Origin of the sequence: Mucilaginibacter gossypii, from assembly GCF_900100945.1 — a bacterium.
GTDB lineage: Bacteria > Bacteroidota > Bacteroidia > Sphingobacteriales > Sphingobacteriaceae > Mucilaginibacter > Mucilaginibacter gossypii.
The window spans coordinates 679,920-701,030 of record NZ_FNCG01000001.1; the positions used below are offsets into that span (position 1 = coordinate 679,920).

Annotated in this window: 15 protein-coding genes; 3 read left to right on the forward strand and 12 right to left on the reverse strand. The window is 38.1% G+C overall.

Translation table 11 applies throughout. From position 1 onward, the window contains the following. Positions 1–83: 83 nt before the first annotated feature. The 12 genes from BLS28_RS02895 to BLS28_RS02950 all read right to left on the reverse strand — a co-directional run bounded on the left by BLS28_RS02895 (position 84) and on the right by BLS28_RS02950 (position 16,929). A complete protein-coding gene (locus BLS28_RS02895) occupies positions 84–1,202 on the reverse strand; it encodes a glycosyltransferase family 4 protein (protein WP_091162784.1) in 1,119 nt (372 codons plus the stop codon). After that, positions 1,199–2,257 (reverse strand): glycosyltransferase family 4 protein, encoded by a 1,059-nt coding sequence (locus BLS28_RS02900; protein WP_091162785.1) that lies wholly within the window; start codon positions 2,255–2,257, stop codon positions 1,199–1,201. Before BLS28_RS02900 ends, BLS28_RS02895 begins: the two co-directional genes overlap by 4 nt. 2 nt (positions 2,258–2,259) lie before the next feature. Continuing rightward, positions 2,260–3,510, reverse strand: a complete 1,251-nt coding sequence (locus BLS28_RS02905; RefSeq protein ID WP_143020678.1) for an oligosaccharide repeat unit polymerase — start codon at positions 3,508–3,510, stop codon at positions 2,260–2,262. Positions 3,511–3,513: 3 nt separating this feature from the next. Continuing rightward, complete coding sequence (locus BLS28_RS02910) at positions 3,514–4,551, reverse strand: glycosyltransferase family 2 protein (RefSeq protein WP_091162787.1); 1,038 nt, start codon at positions 4,549–4,551, stop codon at positions 3,514–3,516. Then, entirely contained in the window at positions 4,544–5,947 is a 1,404-nt protein-coding gene (locus BLS28_RS02915) for a hypothetical protein (protein ID WP_143020679.1), read from the reverse strand. The genes BLS28_RS02910 and BLS28_RS02915 overlap by 8 nt, the downstream gene beginning before the upstream one ends. Before the next feature lie 116 nt (positions 5,948–6,063). Then, the gene (locus tag BLS28_RS02920) at positions 6,064–7,353 is read right to left on the reverse strand and encodes a glycosyltransferase family 4 protein (protein ID WP_091162789.1); all 1,290 of its coding nucleotides are present in this window, start codon (positions 7,351–7,353) and stop codon (positions 6,064–6,066) included. Beyond that, complete coding sequence (locus BLS28_RS02925) at positions 7,337–8,911, reverse strand: lipid II flippase MurJ (protein WP_091162790.1); 1,575 nt, start codon at positions 8,909–8,911, stop codon at positions 7,337–7,339. Before BLS28_RS02925 ends, BLS28_RS02920 begins: the two co-directional genes overlap by 17 nt. Positions 8,912–8,993: 82 nt before the next feature. After that, complete coding sequence (locus BLS28_RS02930) at positions 8,994–10,049, reverse strand: glycosyltransferase family 4 protein (RefSeq protein WP_091162791.1); 1,056 nt, start codon at positions 10,047–10,049, stop codon at positions 8,994–8,996. 7 nt (positions 10,050–10,056) lie between these two features. Beyond that, positions 10,057–11,130 (reverse strand): GumC domain-containing protein, encoded by a 1,074-nt coding sequence (locus tag BLS28_RS02935; protein ID WP_091162792.1) that lies wholly within the window; start codon positions 11,128–11,130, stop codon positions 10,057–10,059. Positions 11,131–11,156: 26 nt separating this feature from the next. Further along, entirely contained in the window at positions 11,157–13,640 is a 2,484-nt protein-coding gene (locus BLS28_RS02940) for an SLBB domain-containing protein (protein WP_091162793.1), read from the reverse strand. Between the two features lie 161 nt (positions 13,641–13,801). Further along, a complete protein-coding gene (locus BLS28_RS02945; protein ID WP_091162794.1) occupies positions 13,802–15,475 on the reverse strand; it encodes a capsule assembly Wzi family protein in 1,674 nt (557 codons plus the stop codon). 377 nt (positions 15,476–15,852) lie between these two features. Further along, complete coding sequence (locus tag BLS28_RS02950) at positions 15,853–16,929, reverse strand: tellurite resistance/C4-dicarboxylate transporter family protein (protein ID WP_091162795.1); 1,077 nt, start codon at positions 16,927–16,929, stop codon at positions 15,853–15,855. A 270-nt stretch (positions 16,930–17,199) separates the two neighbouring features. Between BLS28_RS02950 and BLS28_RS02955 the strand changes: the two genes are divergently transcribed. The 3 genes from BLS28_RS02955 to BLS28_RS02965 all read left to right on the forward strand — a co-directional run bounded on the left by BLS28_RS02955 (position 17,200) and on the right by BLS28_RS02965 (position 21,110). After that, entirely contained in the window at positions 17,200–18,261 is a 1,062-nt protein-coding gene (locus BLS28_RS02955; RefSeq protein ID WP_256337326.1) for an MFS transporter, read from the forward strand. A 36-nt stretch (positions 18,262–18,297) separates the two neighbouring features. Beyond that, positions 18,298–20,514 carry a molybdopterin oxidoreductase family protein gene (locus BLS28_RS02960; RefSeq protein ID WP_091162797.1) on the forward strand — a complete coding sequence of 739 codons (2,217 nt, stop codon included), beginning with the start codon at positions 18,298–18,300 and terminating at the stop codon, positions 20,512–20,514. Between the two features lie 104 nt (positions 20,515–20,618). After that, complete coding sequence (locus tag BLS28_RS02965) at positions 20,619–21,110, forward strand: 4Fe-4S dicluster domain-containing protein (protein ID WP_354437211.1); 492 nt, start codon at positions 20,619–20,621, stop codon at positions 21,108–21,110. Position 21,111 lies beyond the last annotated feature (1 nt).

The following is a 21,111-nucleotide window of genomic DNA, read 5'->3' on the forward strand; positions in this document are numbered from 1 at the left end:
ACTAAAACGAATCGTTTTTAAATAAAACCAATGTTTGTTAAACTTAATTACGGGGTATTCATCGAGAACGCTACAATTAAAAACTAATAATTCTTTATTTTATTTTGTGTTTTATTATTAATTTGGACAAGTAGCTCATTTTTAAATATATCTGTTGAAAAAGAAGAAGCGTGCCGGGTAATTTCTTTATAATTAAATAACGATTCGTTAACCTCGAAACGCTCCACTGCCTCTTTAATGGCTTCGGCAGATTGTTCATAGAAGAATATGCCTGTTTTGTTTTCGACAACACTTTCCAACGCGCCCCCTTTACCAAAGGCAATTACAGGAGTGCCGCAGGCCTGGGCCTCAACAGGTAAAATGCCAAAGTCCTCTTCAGCTGCAAACACAAACGCCTTAGCTTCGGCCAGGTATTTTTTGAGTACATCAAATGGTTGATAGCCAAGTAAGGTTGTATTTGAGGTAGTTAATTTGCTCACCTTTTTAAAATCAGGACCTTCGCCAATAACAAATAATTTTTTATCAGGCATCTGGGCAAAGGCTTGCACAATCAGATCAATTTTTTTATAAGGGACAAACCGTGAACAGGTAACGTAGTAATCCTTTTTTTCATAAACAGGTAAAAAATCTTCTGTTGCTACGTTGGGGTATATAACTGTACTTTCACGGCCGTAGATCTTTTTAATTCGCCTGGCTATATAGTTTGAATTAGCGATAAAATGATCGACCCGGTTGGTGCTTATGATGTCCCACTGCCGGACGCGGTGCAGCAAATATTTCGCTATGAAGCCCTTCAGGCCCTTGTCCAACCCGGATTCTTTTAAATATTGATGATGCAAGTCCCAGGCATAGCGTATTGGCGAATGACAATAACAGATATGTATTTGGTTTGAATTGGTTAAAGCTCCTTTAGCTACAGCATGTGAGGATGATATAATCAGATCATAGCCTGATAAATCAAACTGCTCAATAGCCAAAGGAAATAAAGGCAGATAGGCCCGGTATTTAGTTTTTGCAAATGGCAGTTTCTGAATAAAAGAAGTGTTTATCTTATGCCGGGAAAGGCCAAGCTTAAAAATGGTTTCCTCGCGGGCTACAAGCGTATAAATATCCGCATCCGGATATAATGCGGCAATTTCTTTAAAAACATTTTCAGAGCCCCCAATTACGGTAAGCCATTCATGTACTAATGCGACTTTCAAGGTTGTGTAATTAAATCAGTAATGGAATTGACAATTTGCCTGGCCGAAGTTTCCCAGCTAAACCGCTTTATATTTTGTTTTCCGTTTTCAACAAGACGCCCGCATAATGCCACATCTTCAATAAGTAAATCAATATTTTTCGAAATCTCCGCAACATTGAGCGGATTTACATAAACACTGGCATCACCGCAAACTTCACGCAAGCTGTCTATGTCAGATACTAACGTTGGACAGTCCTGGGCCATTGCCTCAAGCGGCGGAATTCCGAAACCTTCATATAAACTTGGATAGACAAATAAACTTGCTTTGTTATATAAACCTGCAAGTTCGTGGTCGTTAACGCGCCCGGTGAATATAATATCAGGATGTACATCAAGATGCGCATTATCTTCGTTATTGAAAATCGAGTTGCTGTCTCCAACTATTATAAGTCTAATACCTCTGTGTTTTATTGATCCGAAGGCCTGCACAAGGTTCTGTATGTTTTTTCTTTTATCTATTGATCCTACAGCCAATATATACTTGCCGTAATCTGATTTAACAGGTGTAGGAGAGGGGAGTTCAGATATGCCATTATATATCACTTTTATTTTTGCGGCTTCGACATGGAGATACTTTACGATTTCAGTTTTTGAAAAATCACTTACAGTGAATATGCGCTTAGCTTTCCTGCTTATCTTTGGTACCAGGAATTTGTAAAACCTTACAAAGTTTTTGCTAAACCACTGTGGATTAACTAAAAAGGCAATATCATGTATGGTAATTACCTGATTGTTGTAAAATAGCGGTGCAACATTGCACATGTTGATAAGTAAGGGGCTGCTGTTCTTTTTTAAATATAATGGTAAATCAAGCTGCTCCCATATAACCCCTTTATTTTTTCCTATGATGATTACACCAAGCTGCTGAGCCAGATCGTGGTGAATGATGTTGGACGGAGCCACAAATATAATCCCCGGCATCATCAATTTTAACTGTTTTGCTATCTCAATGGCAAAACGTTGCACTCCTGTAAGTTTTTGGGTGAGGAAACGCGCGTTGATAATAATTTTCATGTTTACTTTTTTAAAATAAAAACATAGAAAAAAAGTACTATTAAAGGCGGGAAAAACATGTATGAAAAAACGTAAAACCCCGATAGTTGAATGCCGATAAGACTATAAAACGTTATTGCAACAATGTTTTTTGACATGCTGCCGCTTTTTATCCAATGTTTCAGATATTTTGTAAAATATCCCATTATTAAACCTGATATGAGACTTACAGCAATAACGCCAAGCCATGAAAATGCCGTATATCCCCATATAGATACAGGCAGTCTTAGCCCTCCAGAAGTAATGTCATTTAGGTCGGTGTCAGGACTTATTACTTTTAGTGCCCAAACCGAGGGGTTCCACTGGTAATGACCCGGAATTAATCCTCCCAAAAAAGTTTTTCCATAAGTTAGCTCCGGGTTAAGCAGATACATTTTTAAAAATTGTAGTTGATCTGATATGTCCGGTGCCCCCGAAGCAATCAGCGTCCACAATGAATCTTCGGAATACAGATCAGTGAATTGATCTATGCCAAAAATAAGCCCTATTATGTAGTAGGAGATACTGCCTATAATTATTGTAAAAGAATTGAAAATAACGAATAACCACGAATATAGTCGGCCTTTATCAGCGCACACCAGGCCAATAACCGTTAATAGCGCAAATGCCGTTGTTCCACGGTTCAAAGTTGATAACAGAACACATGAAGCGAGTATTACAAGGGAAATGTTAAAAAATGTCCGCTTGATATAAACCAAAATAAAGCCAAAGCCGAGGGCATTTATTAAGATAAGATTAGAAATGCGGTATAAAACTGCTACACGCATATATGGAGCTTCATAAGCGCCCCTAAAAAACTTTGCATTTAACGGATCACTTGCAAATGCTGGCACAAAACCCATTAAGAGGTAGCTTAATAGCATGCCTGCGACACCTATAATCAGAAAAATCTGTGTAAGTTTAATAAACCGTTTTTGATAAAATTCATTATCACGTATCACAAAACTTAAGGGCATTCTTATTAGAGGTACAAGGTAACCTATAATTAATCCCAATAAATAAGCAAAGGCGCCTAAAACCGTGATCTTGTAAAATAAATCAAAAACTTCTCCGCTATAATTTTCATTATCGCTTAGCATTATAAGCGGAACGAAATAAGCGACAAATACAAAACCTACATTAAGCAACATAGGCACATTGTACCTGCTGGGCCAAACTAGTATCGGTCCTATTGTTAAAATTGTAAGGGAAATGAACAGAATAAAATTATTCATTAATTATATTTTACCAGTATAGGATGTAAACAAAACTTTAACAACAGCTTTGGTCACCCTTGTTACGAACCTCACCCTGCCCTTTAATAACCTCTTTAATAATGCATAAAATACCCCTATAGTAACACTGACAGTACATTGAGGATACCATTTTTTTGTGAACTTAAGCCGATTCACTATAGAGAAATAATCGGCAACAGATTTGTCTTTATTTTTCCCGTTTAACGAAGCTCCTTCTATTGAAGCTCCCTCTTTATGATATACTATCGCGGTTGGTTCTAACGCTATTTTAAAGCCATATTTGCGTCCTGTCAAAATCCAATCCATTTCTTCATAATACAAGAAATAGTCTTCATTCATCACGCCAACAGTGCTTAAAAAAACAATTGGAAAAAATATTGATGCTCCTACAATATAATTGTCATTGCTCATTACGTAATTGTTATACTGCCCACGGTCTATTTCTCCGTCGCCAATATGATAGGTACTTCCCAGCCATTTATTGTATCGGCCACATATTGCCTGCAAAGCCTCTTTTTTATAATAATATTTGAGTTTGCTTCCGATAACATATACCGGATCGTTATTTTTATAAAAGTTAATCATATTTTTTAACGTTTCTTTTTCAATAACGGTATCGTTATTGAGTAGCCAAACGAATGATGATTGATTAGCACTTTTTAAAATATATTTAAATGCCAAATTATTAGCAGCGGCAAAACCTCTGTTAATAGCTTTTATAAATAGTACCTTATTAGGCGCCGGCTCAGCTTTTTCAAGCTGAGCCTCTTTTAAATAGGTATACGAAATTGGTTTGCCAAGCATAGGATAAACCAATTCAGGGAATAACGTGTTTATTTCTGAACAATTATATTCACCTTTGAGCCATCGACGAATATTATATTCAGATTCATCGTTGGGCGAATTATCAATTATGATAACCTCAAAATTTTGGTATGAAGATTTTAAAACACTTTCCAAGCATTCAATTGTATCTTTATACTTAGTATAATTTACTAAAACTATGAATACTTTACTCATGTTTTAACCTCGCTTCAATCATCAGTTTTCGACAGGTAAAATACCGCAGAAAATTAAATTTGTTCAAAACTCTTTTGATCGGATGGCTATTATCAAAATCATAGGCTAATTGCCTGCTTTGGTATAGGTTAAATGACTTTAAAAATTTTAGCAATGATTTGCTTGAATAAAAGTTAACCTGAGATGTTTTAGCAAGCGTCAGTCGACCAAACTTAAGATCATTTTTAATGAAACCCAATACAGTTGAAAAGCTTTTATAATTGGGCACCACAATAATCAATCTTGTATCATGATTCATAGCTTTAATAACGTTTTGCATATAATCAAGAATGTCTTCCTGGTATGGCAATGTCATATCTGAAATTATAACATCAGCAAACGAAACCGGTTGTTCCCGTAGTTCAAGAAGATTAATAGCCTTTGACCACGATGTATCTATTGCAGATTTAAAACAAGTCTGTGCATAAACTATACCGGGAGTATGTTGCAAATATCTTAATTCCTGAACAGAGGATAAACTATAATGAATAATAACCGGATTGTTTTTTTTAAATATGTTCAATGCATCATCTATAAATCTTGTCTTTAAAATAACCGCATCTTCAGCAAAATTAAGCCTGGCGGAAACAGTTTTTTTGTCAACGGTGCTTTTTACCACTTTAAAAACATAATCCACTAAGGCTTCGGTAGTTAAATTTTGAGTTGTAAATTCCAATAAGCCGTTTACAGTTTCACTATATTCTTCATCAGAGAATGGAGTGCCACTTTCAATTTTAGCTTTTATTTTCAGCAATATATCTTTAGGGAGATTTGTTAAAGTTTTATCAGGGCATTCATGTAAGTCTTTAAAATAGGGCAGGCAACCGTTTGCCAAGATTTCATAATGCCGCAAACAATCCCACCCTTCTTTTTTAAACGTTACAGCAAACTTTGATGTCTGATAATCAAAATAATATGAATCCTCTGTTTTATGTATGTATGTATGTAGCTTACCCGGATAGTTAATTGCCCACTCTCTGCTTTTCTGTGGAATCGTTTTTACAATTTTTTTGGCAGGAATTGCAAACCCTATCGGGTAAACTGTTGGAGTGCTATTTATCAGTTCTCTTTTAAAATAGTACCCTTTAGTTGTTAGTTCTTTAACAATGGACGTGCGGTCTTCCCCATCTATAAAGATGATTTTATCTGAACTGTAATTTTCAATAACAAGGTCAAGAAATAATTTGCATTGTTGAACAGAGCCGTAAACGATATAAGTATAATAGCCTTCCCGGATTCGGTTAAGCACGTCGTTAATTGGAGGTACATTTTTAATTTCAGGAGCCAATAGCCCATAAAGGGAAAAACCTTTGCCATATAAGTGTTTTTGTTCGTCGGTTAACAGGGAAGTGTACATATACCACATATCGTTGACCGCCTCAACACCCTGTTCATAAACGGTTTTTAGGCCGTGGTACATGGCATCGCATAAGTAATCGGGCTGTTGAGCCGAGCTAATAAATAATATTTTCATTACCACATTTTTCTTATTATGCTAAAAAGCTTGTTGTGAACTTTATAAGCAAATGTTTGGTAATACCTTACTTTTATTTTGCCGATAAGATTCGGTTGTCCGAATAAATTGCTGCATCTATTTTTATAATCAGCTTTAAGATCGTTATCCCAATTTACAATTAAGTAAGGTGCATCTTTAAATTCAATGCCTAAGTTTTTTAATATTAACTGCTCGAGGCTATGAACTATATCTTGAGCTCTGTAGGAGCGGTATATTTTTTGAATGGAGTTTTTTCCAAATAGTTTTGCCTGTTCCGGATTACAACAAATCTGATTAATTGCAGCGGCTATCGTCTCTTTTAATCGATATGTCACAAAGCCGGTATCCCCATTATCTACAACTTCAACCTGTGCATTGTCTTTAGCGGGGGTGCTAATGGTTACCACCGGTACTCCCATACTCATTGCCTCAGCCATCACCATTCCAAAACTTTCGCCTATATTACTTGCTGCTAAGAAAACATCCATTGCTTTATAGTAAGTAAGAAGCTGTTTCATATGAGTTGTGTTATCTAATATTATTACGCTGTTAGTTATTTTTAGTTTTTTGATCAACGCAAGCATCCTTTTCGTGGCACCCACCAATAAAAATTTAGCATTATTGTTATAGTTGAGATATTCAGCAAAAGCGGTAAGTGTTATCATATCAAATTTATGATCGTCGGCGCGGCCTACCCGACCTACCACAAAGCAGTCATTAATGTTATGCTTAATTTTAAATTGTTCAACATCTGCCAAGGGAGGTTCTATATTTTCATCTTTTAAAAAATCTATGTCAACCGGATACGGCAATACCTTTCGCTTACCCACAAATTGCTCTGCATATGAGCCGTCAAGTGCCATTCGCCGCACCAATATCATTTTTGAGATATACAGATCAAAGTCAATAAGATCATAAAATGGCGATTTCTCAAAGTGGCCGAAAACGTTAGTTTGAATTATTAATCGGGGTTTGTTTTTGTTTAAAGAAGCAAATAATTTTTCGTCCACCTGACCATATCCATGCCAATGAAAAACATCTGTTCCTTCAATAATCTTTTCGAATTCGTTAAAGTCTCCATTTAATACCACCACTTTAATACCGAGGCCCTTAATTAATTGCTCTCTTTCCCCGCCTTTGTAGAGGCCAACCGCAGTAACATCAAATTTTTCCTTATCTAAATATTTACAATATAATTGGAGTGCATATTCGGTGCCGCCTAAGCCCAGTTGATCTGCGCATTCAATAATTTTAATCTTTTTTTCCATTTAAAAAAACTCGCTTATATGATGAACTGAAGAACCTGCTAATTATCTTCGCTTCATCGATTCTCAAAATCAAAATTAAAATAAGCTCAAAACTAAAGATGAACGCGAAAGAGATAAATATTACTAACAGGTTGTTTTTTAAATACGGTTTTAAATAATCATGAAAAAAAAGCCCGCCTGTTGCTAATAAAGAAAATATCAAGAGCATGAAAAAGGCATCAGTAAGCATCTTTTTCCTAAATTCTTTCAGTCCAAAATACATAAGTATTAACCCCATTATAAAGTTGGATAGCATTGATGATATGGGAAATGTATTTAATTCAAAATAATTGTTAAAAAAAATATTGAAGCCTATTTTAACCACATAGGTTAATATCACAACCTTAGAAAAAAAATATACTTTTTTTTGGGCAATTAAAAGTTGGGTATAAACTACATAAAATATAACCGCAAATAACCCAAGCCCATACCACCTAAGCAACAGACTTGTAGGGTTAACATATTGTTCTACAAATTTACCCCGAACTAAAACCACTTCAATAATCTCTCGAGGTGCAATAATCAACATAATGGAAATAGGCAAAATCAGCAATATGGTAAACCTAAAATACTTCTGAGTTTCTTCCATTAACTCTTTCGCTGTGTTTTTAACTGCATAAAGCGATAACAGAGGAGTTAATACCGTTGTTACAACTGCAATCATCAAACCTGTAGGCAGCTCAGTAAATTTCCTGGCATAATCTAACATTGACACACTACCGGTGCCTTTTGTGGTTGTTATATTGCGTTCAATAATAGTATCGGCCTGTGAGAACAAGTAATTAACATATAAAGGTAACGCGAAGAGGAAGAAGGGTTTTACCTGTTGGAAATTTGGAATTATAAATTTGAAACTATAATTAAATTTATACTTAAGTTCCCGATACAGTATAATGAGCAGAAGTATTGAGCCTATATATGCTGACACAATTAATGAGTATATGCCTATTGACGGCGATAGTATGATAATCAATATGATATTGAGCGTAAGCGAAACAAATGAAAATAGATCGGGAATAAAATATGATTTGTAAGCATTTAAAATAGAACTCCAGATATTAACAATTTCCAGCATAATCAATGAAGGAATCAAAATATCGATCATCAAAACCAGTACCTTTCTTTGGTCCTCGGTAAAGCCCGGTGCAAATAAGTTTGCAAGACTATCCGCAAAACAAAATATACCTGCACTGATAATAAGAGATAAGATAATTATAGTTGATACTAATGAGTTTGTAGCATCGTTTACGCTTTGTTCCGATTCTTCTTCACGGATGTGAATATATTTTGTAATAAAAGTTTCGTTGATTGGGCCAAATAAGAGTTGTATAAATACCGTAATTATCGATACCCCTACAAGCCAGGCATCCCTATCAGATGAAGCGCCAAAGTACTTAGCGGAAAGTATAATTATAACTAATGTTAATACTGCCTTTATGAGCTTAAGCCCTCCCAAGCCGATAGTTATTGCAATACTGGATTTTTTAAAATACTGATTTAGTTTTGACTTAAATTTCAACGTGCTTTGACTTTAAAAAAGTATTAATCTGTAAAATGGTTTAGGTTTTAGACGTATATACCAAAGAACTTTTTCTGAAGTACTATTTATTTTTTTCAAAAATATCGGTCAGTTCGATCGCGCAATCCGCCCATGACTTTTGACCTAAAATAAATTTATTCCCATTTTTTGCTATTCTTATCCGCTCCTTATCGTCATTAAGCAGCATTGATAGTGCATGAACAATATTATTGGTATCCCCAGCTTTAAAAACAATGGCAGTGTCATTATTTTTAGCATACATCATATGTCCTTCAGCGTCCGAGCAAACTACTGCGCACCCGCAATGCATAGCTTCAATACCCGGTATTCCGTACCCCTCCCATAAACTCGGGGTTAAAAATATAGAGCAGCTATTCATTAGCTGCGGCAGGTTTTTAGGCGTTTGGTGATATTGAAATCCCTCCGGCAAATTTAAAGGTCCGGCGGAAGTCCCAAATAAATGAACCTTTAGATCGTTGTTTTGCTCTTTAAGCCTAAGCAAGGCCTCAAGACCAAACTTCGACCCTTTTCTTTCCTCTGTTGAATACATCATACAAATAGTGCGTTCAACCCGTTTCTCAATGGGCGATGCTATTTTAAAAAAGTTCGTATCAACACTAATTGAAACTTTATGAACCTGTTCGCCTAACTGTGTTATATAGTTTTGTATGTGATTTGAATAAGTTAGCTTAATTATGTTCTTGAATAAATACGAATCAATAATAGTTTCTTTTTCGCCTGTCCAAAATTCAAGATCTTGAATCAGATTAAATTTTTTTCCTTTAGTTTGACTGAGTTTTTGGAGGTCATACGCTAATGACCATCCTGTAAAAAAAATTGCTTCAGCATCATCAATCAAGATATTGCTTACCTGTTTAATGATAGTTGATTTTATGCTTTTATTGAATTTGTACCATGCCGGGTGTTTATTAAAAAACAGGTACAATCTTTTTACTAATAGTTTTAGCCCCGATAATTCAAAAAAAGACGTTTGTATGCAATTATATACCACAACCTCGTGACCTAAATCACTTAGCTGATTAGCAAACTCATACATGATTTTTGTGCCCCCTCCTGGTCTTCGAATTACATGAGGTAGTATAATGCTGATCTTCATGTATTAGTTAAGCTTTAGGAACCAATTTGGATTGTCTGAATAATAATAGTATTAATACTATTGACAAAGATGCTAATAACATCCCCACAAAAAATCCTACAAGTTTGTTAAGTTTAGTTTTTTCGAGAGGCAGTATGGGACTGTCAATTAATTGAATTAATGGTGTCTCCTGTCTCAATGACATTTTTGAAAGTTCAAGGTTCTTTACAATCTCCCCATAAATAGCGGTACTTGCCTGTACATCTATTTGTTTTCGCTGAGACGGGGCCCTTAATATCTGCAGGCTGGGATTTGCGTTAGGTGAAGCATCTATTGCTGATGCAACTCCATTAATTGAATTATTTAGAACCCTCTTAACGCTGTCTGCTTGGAATTGAAGTGTTTGTATGTTTTGGTTGCTCTTTTTGGTCCTTGTTGTTTTGTAAAAGTCGTTAACATTTGCAACAAGTTTCAAATTAAATTCCTTTGCAAACAATTCATCTTTGTTTGTAACATCTACTCTTATAATGCTCAGTTTTTTATCCGGTTTACTAACTGTAAGCGATTGCTTATTGAGTACTTCAACAAGCTTAGAAATAATGCTGTCTTGTTTACGGCTAAAATTATCTGAACTGCCGGTAAATGAAATATCACCGTTATTATCTTCTTGTTTCCAAACGTCTCTAAGATGGTTAAAGTCAATGTACCTTTCAATTAATTGTTGCTTTTTGCCGTTAAAGGTTGCTTCGCTTAACAATGTTTTTTCAATCATTAAACGTGATCTGTATAGTTCAAGAATATTATCGTTTTGAAATATTCCACCGGCGCTTCCTCCGCCAATATCTATACCAGCCATGGAGGCCAAACTTGCATATTGATTTAAACCACCGGATTTATTTCCATCATCTAATACAAAAGTAGAAGAGGCCGTGTAAACGGTTTTTTTTAGTATCGCATATGCTAACCCTAATCCTCCACCTGCTATGCTGGTAATTAATATTATGAGCCATTTGCTTTTGAGATATGAAGACACCGACCGAATTTTTTTTACAAAATCTGTTATTGAAATTTCGTCGGGGCTATGTTTTATAGTTTGAGTCATGAATAAAGTTTGGTGATTTTTAGCTGCTATTTATTCAAACTTAATATCCCTAAAATAATTGCTCCCAAAGAAGCCAGTCCGGTAGTAAACCCTAATATAGTTTGGGCAGTATTACCCTTACTTTCTGATTTTTTAGGTACATATATTTCACTACCAGGTTTAACAGATGGATGATTATTAAAGAAAAGAAACTTCCGTGTGCCTTTTACCGTTCCGTTAGGGTAAACCACATATGCGCCGCGCCTCAGTGCATCCGGCCCGTAACCGCCGGCATTGGAAACAAAATCATTAAATGATTTTGATTTGTCAAATACCACGGCGCTTGGGTAAAGTACCTGGCCGTTAACACGAACAATCTGCTGTTGCTTTGGCACCCTGATAACATCGCCATTTTCCAAAAGCAAATCTGTTTTTGATCCGGGAGACTTTAAAATTTTATCCAACTCAATACCAACATAATTATTTCTTTGTTGTACGGTATCGGTAGTGGTTTTCGTCGAATCTTTGTATGATTGTTTTAACCTGTTTATCCGGGCCGAGCGTTCAGCATTTACTGATGCCGTATCTGCTTTGTTTTTATCTATACCCAGTATTGCAAAATTATCGCGTTTTAGCGAACCGCCCGCTGCATCGGCCGAGGCGGTAAGCCCGCCAGCCCTGGCAATCAGGTCGGATATTTTTTCGTTTTTACTTTTGATGGTGTAGGAGCCGGGGTATAAAACTTCGCCCTCAACCTTTACTGTTTTTTGCTTTTCATATCCGGGCAGGCTATATACCGAAACAATATCAAAGGGCGTAAGCACAAAGTTAGCGTCTGCCGGTTTCAGCTTACCGTCAATATTAACGCTAAAAACCTGCGATACTGAACTGTTTTTAGATGAAGGATCGGCATCGGTTATCCTCCGGGCTACTTCAATACGGTTTGTACTTGCGCCTTCTGCAAAACCGCCGGCTTTTAAAATCAGGTCTTCTACTTTCATATTTTCTGAAAAAGCAAACTTCCCCGGTTTCCTTACATTACCATTAATAGTAACGGTGTATTTATCTCTTAAATCAAATATGGACGAGATGTTAACAATATCTTCACGCTGTAAGGGGATATTTACAGATTTATTGATAACGTCCTTAACATTAAACCCTATTATTTCGGTACTGTTATCCGGCTTTAGGCGGGTAATTGTACCGCGTTCGGTAAAAGCGTCTTCTTTTAATCCCGCGGCTTTGTCAATTAATTGCAGCAGTGTTAGCCCACTTTGCAGTTCATAATCGCCAGGCCGGAAAACTGCTCCTTTTATTACTACCCTGTTTTCAAACCTGTATATAATAGGTTCAATAGTATACTTATCGCCCCTTAACGGAATGTAGTTTTTATAATCGGCTTCCAACACATCCGTTATTTTGCGCTGCTGATCACTTACCTGCGATACTTTGATCCTGGCAGTATATGCACTATCAGTAAAACCTCCGGCATAAGTTATAATGTTATCCAGGCTTTCACCCGGCAAAACTTCAAACAAGGCAGGTATTTTAATCTCACCAACAAGCTGCACCCTGGTCCGGTACGTTGGTACGCGTACAATGTCCTGATCCTGCAGGGTAATGTTGTTTTTCTGATCGCCTTTTAACAAAAAATCATAAACATCCAGGTGCCTGATAATGTGGTTATTCCTGATAACCTCTATCTGCCTTAAGCTACCATTATCATTTGGGCCGCCTGCCATATATAATGCATTAAAAACGGTAGCGAGCGAGGGTAGGGTATAAGTGCCCGGTTTAGCTACCTGCCCTATAATAATTACCTGAATACTACGGATATTTCCAAGGGTAACCTGTACGCTTGTACCGCGGCCAACCGCATAATTATTCGCTGCAAGCCTACTTTTTATCAAAGCTGTGGCTTGTTCAATAGTTTTACTGCCAACATTTAAAATGCCAACCCCCGGAATGTTTATATTTCCTTCGGGGGATACTTCCAGTTTCCAGTTTACCAAAGAGCTGCCGTAAACACTTATGTTAAGCTGATCATTAGGCCCAACAATATAATTTAACGGGGTAGCCAGTTTAAGATTGGGTTCAAATGAACTGTTTTTATTTTTAAAAATATCGGCGCCAAAAATTTTTGGCTTTAAGCTTTCAAATAAATCTTTATTGGTGTAAAGGGTATCAGTAGTATCTGGTTTATAATTAAGTTGCCTGCCTTGCCGTGTAAGTGTCGAATCGGGTTGGGTATTGGATGATTCGTTGTTTTTGGTCCTTAATTTTTTTATACGAAGTTCTAACTTTTGAACCTGTGCGGCTGACATTCCCCGGCTTTGAGCTTGCTGTAGCAACTCAGCGTCGGTTAATCCTGATTTTTGAGCTTGCTGTAGCAGCTGAATCAGTTGCTGATCTGAAATATCGTCGACATTAATTGAGGAAATGTTTTGTAAGTTGGTTTGGGCGGTAATATTAGTAACTGCTCCGAAACTGAGTACAGCAATTAAAAATATAAGAAAGCGAAGTCTGTTCATATGTGAAAGTCATCAGAGTATAAAATAACACTCCAATAAATGATAATATTTTCTGCAAAAGTAAACCAATTTCCCATTTTAGGGGTTAAAGTGATTTTTTTAATTTCTAGTATAAATGGTGTGTTGATCGATAAACTAAAAATCGGGGCTAAAATTGTTCATTAATTAAAAAAATAAGTAAAGTTAATCCTGGCATGTAAATTGAAAGTCGAGCCATTTTTGTATTCATAATTCAACGTGTAAACAGGGGTAGCTTCTGCCGAGAGCAGGTAGTTTTTAAATTTATGATTAGCATAAAATGTACCCGCAATATCTACCCAGTGAAGATTGCTTACTCTGGCTTCAGTAAAAGCCTGGTAATACAGATCATTGTTATGTAACTGCCTTTCCAGCATAAGGCCATAAGAGTTGTAATTTTTGAGGTAACTTATATCAAAGATAAAGCTGTTACCACCTGGTCCGATTCCAGCACCTATGTATCTGCCATAATTGGTATAACCGTCTCTCGGGCTTTGCGAATGGATATACCATGAAGGTTCGTCACGCAGCAAATAGGTTGGCGCTCTTTGCAACTGTGTTATTTCCGATTTAATTTGTATAAAGCCGCCCCGGCTAAGTTCAAACAATTTGCGTCCGCCAAAGGTATATGCTGATGAATGCTCGGGTTCCTGTAAAAAGTCAGAAATACTTCCGGTGCGGTCATTACGAGCCCATTCAAAGTAAATTTCAGCTTTGTATAAAGGTAGCAGTTGTCTGATGTTGAGCGCGTACGCAAAATCCTGTTGGTCGCCGTTTTGTCCGTTGTTGATGTCATTCGCCTTTAGTGAAGAGCCGGTAATAACCGGAATTACTTTACGGATAATGTTTTTATTATGATAAAGAGAGTCTTTGTCAAGATAGTCATAAGCAGAAAGGCCAAGGTATAAGCCCTTTAGCCATTTAGGCTGCCAGTTGACACTGTAGGCCGAAATATACCTTGTAACTTTAGGTTTGGGGCTATATAAATTGCTGCCGTATATAAGTTTGCTTACATCGTCTGGTGCAAAACCCGATTGTTTTAGATTGCCTCCTATGATCTGCCACTCAAATGAGCCAACCAGTGTTTTAACCGGTTTGGTTGAATTGAAGGTCCAATGGAAAAAGCCAGGGGCCGAATTGCTCATCATGATTGAATTTCTTATTCCTGGTCCCCACCACAAGTTTTCTGTAGATACGCCGGCTTCAATGCTTTTATACGTCAAAGTGATTTTTGATTGCCCGGGATAAAGATGTTTTAAAGAAGATGTACCAAATCGTTCGGGTGCATCAATTCCATTGATTTGGCCAAAATAAGCACCCATAAGTGCCGGCGAATTGTTTCGGGCCTGTACATCTGCAAAAGTTGAAAAGCTTTTATTTTGTGCGTAAACCAGCTCAGGTTTTATCTGTACGTTGAGAATTCCGGCTTTTAACAAGAAACCGCCGCTAAGCATGCTTTGATAGCCTGCATTGGGATACAAGGAGGAATTATTGTAGCCAAAGGGACGGTTCACGTTGTATTCATTTAACCAGTTAAACGGAAGGATGCGTAAACCCGATGGCATGCCCATGAAATTGAATTTTAAATACTCATGGCTCGAAATCAATGGCTGAAACGCAGGATCAGCAACCGTTGAAGCTAAAGGCCTGATAACAAGCGATGACGTATTGCCTGTATTTCCTGCTACCTGATCCCTGCGTAATAGCTCCTCAGCATAGCTTCCAACTGGTATGGTTTGACTATAGCCTTTTAACGCAGCAGTGAAGGATAGTAAAATTAAAACATATAAGGATCGGATAGTTATACGGATGCTCATCAAAAAGAAAGGTTTAGGAAACTAATAAATTAACCAAATGGTAATATTAAAATATCTTTCTGTTGATATTGACCGGTGCATCGTATCCAGATGCGAATCTTTAATCAATAGCTCGAGTTTTCTGATATTTCGGTGGCAATTATCGGCTTTTTTTTGAAATTTCAAAACCTTTTTTTGGGTTTAATAAAAAAAATACAATTTGATTACCAATACGGTTAATTATGCCAAAACATTACAATGACCTTTAAATAAAAAACTCCGGACAATCTTAGCCGCTTTTTCCAAAACAGATTTTAACTATTATTGATTGTTCTCCCTTTCTGTTGCTTTTGAGGTTAGAATAAAGCAATGCCTTTATACTTAAGTTTTTGAAATATTTAAAGGCTCTTTTCTGAATGCAAAAAACGGATGAACTCTCTTAACATTCCGGCAAAAACAATCACCCATGCTGTAATTGAAAAATAAATAAAGATATTGGAAATGGGCAGGATAAACGGGAGATCAAGCGCTTTGGAAAAATTAAAGGTAGCTACGGCGTACATACCGGCCGGAAAAACGAGCGACCAATATTGCGGATCATATTTCACGGGAACTTTTTGTATGATATGCCGCCATACAGGTAATAAAAACAGGATAGGGATCCACCAGGTTGCAAACGCCCAGAAAAAAACCGTGAGCCCGGGTAAAAAATAGCTAATGCCGCTTATCCATTCATGATTGTGTGAGTACATCAATAAACGTGAACCCGCCAGCGTGGTAATGGCTACGGCACCCATATTTATCCAATAAGGAGGGGTTAACAACTCCGCTTTCATGCTTATAAAAAGCCAGCGGTATATAATTAACGATATAAATACCATATAGTGCATTGCTCCAATGAGGAAAGCGCAAAACGATATAAAAATAGTAACATCCTTATGAACCATTTCACCGGCAATAATAGCCCCCAGCACCGCTACAGATTCGGTGGCTACGACAATGAGCAGCCAGGCACCGCTTAAACTCGCTTCCACTCCTTGTTTAGGTTCTTTGGCGGTGATCACAATAAAAAAGGTGTAAGTAATCATCACCCAGAGTACGATGCCAAATTCCCATAAAAAAATGGCTACATCTTTATAGGAGGTCATTAAAGCAAACTGGTTCCCTAAAACATTATTCGCGGCAACGATGGTTAAAAAAGTGACTCCACGCGACGAACTGCTTATATCTTTCCATACATCTGTAGGGTATTTAATTGCCCTGAATATGAGCACAGCCCAAAGCACAATATAAAAAATAACGTTAGCACATAACAAGATGTTGGCAACCTGTTTCATATTATATAAAAAGGCACCAACCGAAACTATCCCGGTTGCCATTACCAAAGCAAAGTAACCAGGGAAGAAAGTTTGGAGTGAGTGGCCCGTAATCGGTTCGCCTGGTTTAGGTGGTAGTGCTGTATGCTGAGCTTCCATATTTTCGTAATAAGTTTATGATAACAGGAAATAAAGAGGCATTAATAAAAGGTAATTATTGAAGAATATAGTCTAATGTAATTAAAACCGATACAAGAAACTGTTTTTTTTGTATTTTTAAATGTTTTATAATAGCCACGGCATATTATAATAATAAACAGAAACCAGGAAAACCCGCATCAGAAATAGTTGTATATTTTTGGTGAAAATCTAATCCGGCTTATTGAAACCGGCAATTATCATACTTCTTAATACAATTAGCAGATGGATATGTCTCTTAATAAAAAGGCCCTATTTATAGCTACAGGAGTTTCCTTATTGTTAATCTCGTTCGTTTTTTATGGCTCACGTAAGCTTCAAAATTTCGACCCCGCATTAATTATTTATTTATTCGGAACTGTGTTCGCTTTTTTCGGAATAGTTTACCGTTATACCGTATGGTTGCAAAGGCCACCTACCTGGATGTATTTTAAGCGCACCTTTCAGTTTTTTTTTACCGGGAAGATATTTTTGCATGTTATTTCATTTGCAAAAGAGTTTATACAAAATATTGGCTTCCAAAAGTTTATTTATCCCCGCGGACGGAGCCGGTGGATAGGCCATTTTTTAATGGCAACAGGTTGCACAATGGCTTTCTGTGTTACTTTTCCTTTAACCTTTGGCTGGATAAATTTTACCATGAACCCCGCAACCAGTATAAACCCCTCGAGAGTGCACATGTATGAAGCCCATTTCTTCGGATTCAAAATGTTTGAATTTGCACTTGGTTCATTTGTGGCTTTTGTGATTTTTAAGGCCCTTTACTGGTGCTCGTGGTTAGTTATTGCCGGCGTATTGATATTTATGCGTCGTCGCCTCACTAATGCCGGTTTAGTTGCTACGCAAACTTTTGAGGGTGATTTGCTGCCGTTAATCCTGCTTTTAGCTATTGCTGTTACCGGTCTTGGCTTGAGCTATGGTTATGAATATATGAAAGGCATTGCATATGATTATATGGCCGTAACCCATGCTATAACAGTTATTATGTTTCTTATCTGGATCCCGTTTGGCAAGTTTTTTCATATTATACAACGGCCGGCCCAGATAGGCGCTCATATTTACAAAAAGGAAGGTATAAAAAGGGGGATGGCGGTATGCCCTCATACCCACCAGGAATTTGCTACCCAGTTGCATATAAACGACTTGAAAATTGTAACCAAAGAATTAGGCTTTGACTTTACACTTGAGGATGGTACATCGCACCTTGATCTGAGCCCAGAAGGGAAGCGCTCAAGATTGGCAATGGCTCATCTTAAAGCCAGGCAGCAAAATGGAGGTAACCTTTTCGGTTAATTGACGCAGTAGTAATTTAACATAGAATACAAATTTATGGCCCATTTACCAGTTTCGCCCGAAAAGCTAATAGAACAGTTTGGCCCGCATTTGAATTATCCTCCCCGCGAAGGTTTTGCCGGCCGTGATGAGCCGGATAAAGCGGTAAAAACGCATTGCTGTTTCTGCGGAATGCAGTGTGGTATAAAGCTACTGGTTAAAAATGATAAAGTTGTTGGATTTGACCCCTGGGAGGAGTTTCCTTTTAACCAGGGACGTTTATGCCCAAAAGGCGTACAACGATATATGCAGAACAATCATCCAGACAGGATTTTACAGCCCTTACAACGCAAGGAAGGCGTAGGCTTTACTCCGGTTTCGTGGGATGAAGCGATGGATAAAACCGTGGCCGAAATAAAACGGATACAGGAAAAATACGGAAAGAACGCTTTTTCTGTGCTGTCGGGAGTTTCGCTTACCAATGAAAAAAGCTACCTGATGGGCAAGTTTGCGCGGGTAGCATTGAAAACCGCCAATTTAGATTATAATGGTCGTTTATGTATGGTTAGCGCGGGAGCCGGCAATAAAAAAGCTTTCGGACTCGACCGCACCTCAAATACGTATGCCGACCTGGAGAAGGCGGAAGTGATTATTGTAGCGGGCGCTAACATCAGCGAAACCTTTCCGACTTTAACACACTGGGTTTGGCGTGCGCGGGACCATGGGGCAAAATTAATCGTGGTTGACCCCAGGGTTATTCCACTGGCCAGGACCGCCGATCTGCATTTACCGGTCAGGCCCGGAACCGACTCCGCTTTGTACGGCGCAATACTTAAATACCTGGCCGATCATGATATGCTCGATCATGATTTTATTGACAACCATACCACAGATTTTGATAAGGCATTGGCAGCTGTTAAGGATTACACGCTGGAATGGGCCGAAGAAATTACCGGTATTGAAAAAGCGAAAATTGAACTGGCAGCACAATGGTGGGGCAAAGCAAAAACAAGCTTTTTGTTACACGCCAGAGGTATTGAACATCATTCAAAAGGTGTAGATAATGTGCTTGGCTGTATCAATATTGTCCTGGCAACCGGCCGTATTGGTAAGCCATATTGCGGCTATGGTACTATTACAGGCCAGGGAAACGGACAGGGGGGGAGAGAGCATGGCCACAAATGTGATCAGCTGCCGGGAAATCGTGATATTACCAATCCTGAACACCGAAAGTATATAGCCGGGGTTTGGGGAATTGATGAAAAAGATATGCCCGGCAAAGGTTACACCGCCTATGAACTTATTGAGGCCATTCACCGGGGTGAAGTAAAAGGGCTGCTATCCATTTGTTTTAATCCGTTGGTTTCTCTGCCTAATAATAATTATGTGCGCGAAGCACTGGAGAAACTCGAGTTTTATGTTTGTATTGATTTTTTTATGAATGAAACCGCCCGTCATGCTGATATTATTCTGGCCGGATCATTACAGGAAGAAGAGGAAGGAACGGTTACTACCGCCGAAGGCCGTGTAGTTCGGATCCGCAAAGCCGTGAACCCGCCGGGACATGCACGCAGCGATACATCCATCATATTGGAATTGGCAAAAAGACTTGGTGCCGAAGATAAATTCACTTATCGTAACAGCGAAGAGTTATTCAATGAGTTAAGGGTTGCTTCAAAAGGCGGCACTGCGGATTATTATGGTATTACTTACCAAAAAATTGAAGACACAATGGGCGTTTTCTGGCCTTGCCCTACTTTGGATCATCCGGGTACGCCGCGCTTATGGGAAGATAAAAAATTTGCGACTCCCGACGGTAAAGCCCACTTTAACCCGGTGACTTACCGGGATCCCGGTGAAATTACAGATGAAGAATACCCGGTAATATTAACAACCGGCAGGGTTGTATCACAATACCTGAGCGGAACACAAACCCGCAGGATAGGTAAACTGGTTGATTTGTATCCTGAACCCAAATTAGAAATACACCCGGAACTTGCCCGGAAATATGGAATTAAACAAAATGAACTGGTGCAGGTATCTACCCGTCGAGGTACAGATGAGTTTCCTGCCAATATTGTAGAGACTATCCGCACCGACACTGTTTTTTTGCCTTACCATTGGCCTGGCAAAAAGTCGGCAAATCAGTTTACACCGGCAACGCTTGATCCGGTATCAAAAATCCCGGAGTTTAAAGTTTGCGCCTGTAACCTGAAGCCTTTGGGCGTTATATCGCCGCCGTCAACGGCGTCAGGCGCGTATGCGAGTATTTAATAAATTGTAACCCGAAATTATAAGATATGCCCGTAACCAATTACAGAACAGAACAGGAATTCTTTGTAGATATGCAAAGATGTATTGGATGCAAAGCCTGTGAAATGGCTTGTTCAGAGTGTGAAACAAACGGCCACGAATCTATGATCCATGTCAATTATATTGATCGCGCCGTTACCGTACAAACCACCGTGCAGGTTTGTATGCATTGTGACGATCCTGTTTGCGCTAACGTTTGTCCGGCAGATGCTATAACGAAAGATGAGTTTGGCGTAGTACACACTGCCAATACAGCACGGTGTATAGGCTGTTCAAACTGCGTAATGGCATGCCCTTTCGGCGTCCCTAAAAAAGATGAGGCCTATGACCTGATGATGAAATGTAATATGTGTTACGACAGAACCAGCGCGGGCAAAAAACCGATGTGTGCCACCGTTTGCCCAACACAGGCACTGTATTATGGTACAAGGGAAGAAATTGCAAAGATGCGCCCGAATAGCACGCCTGTTAACAATTTTATTTTCGGAAAAGAAAGTGTGAGCACCAAAGTAAACATCATGATGCCCAAAGGAAGTACTTCATTAATTATAGACTGAC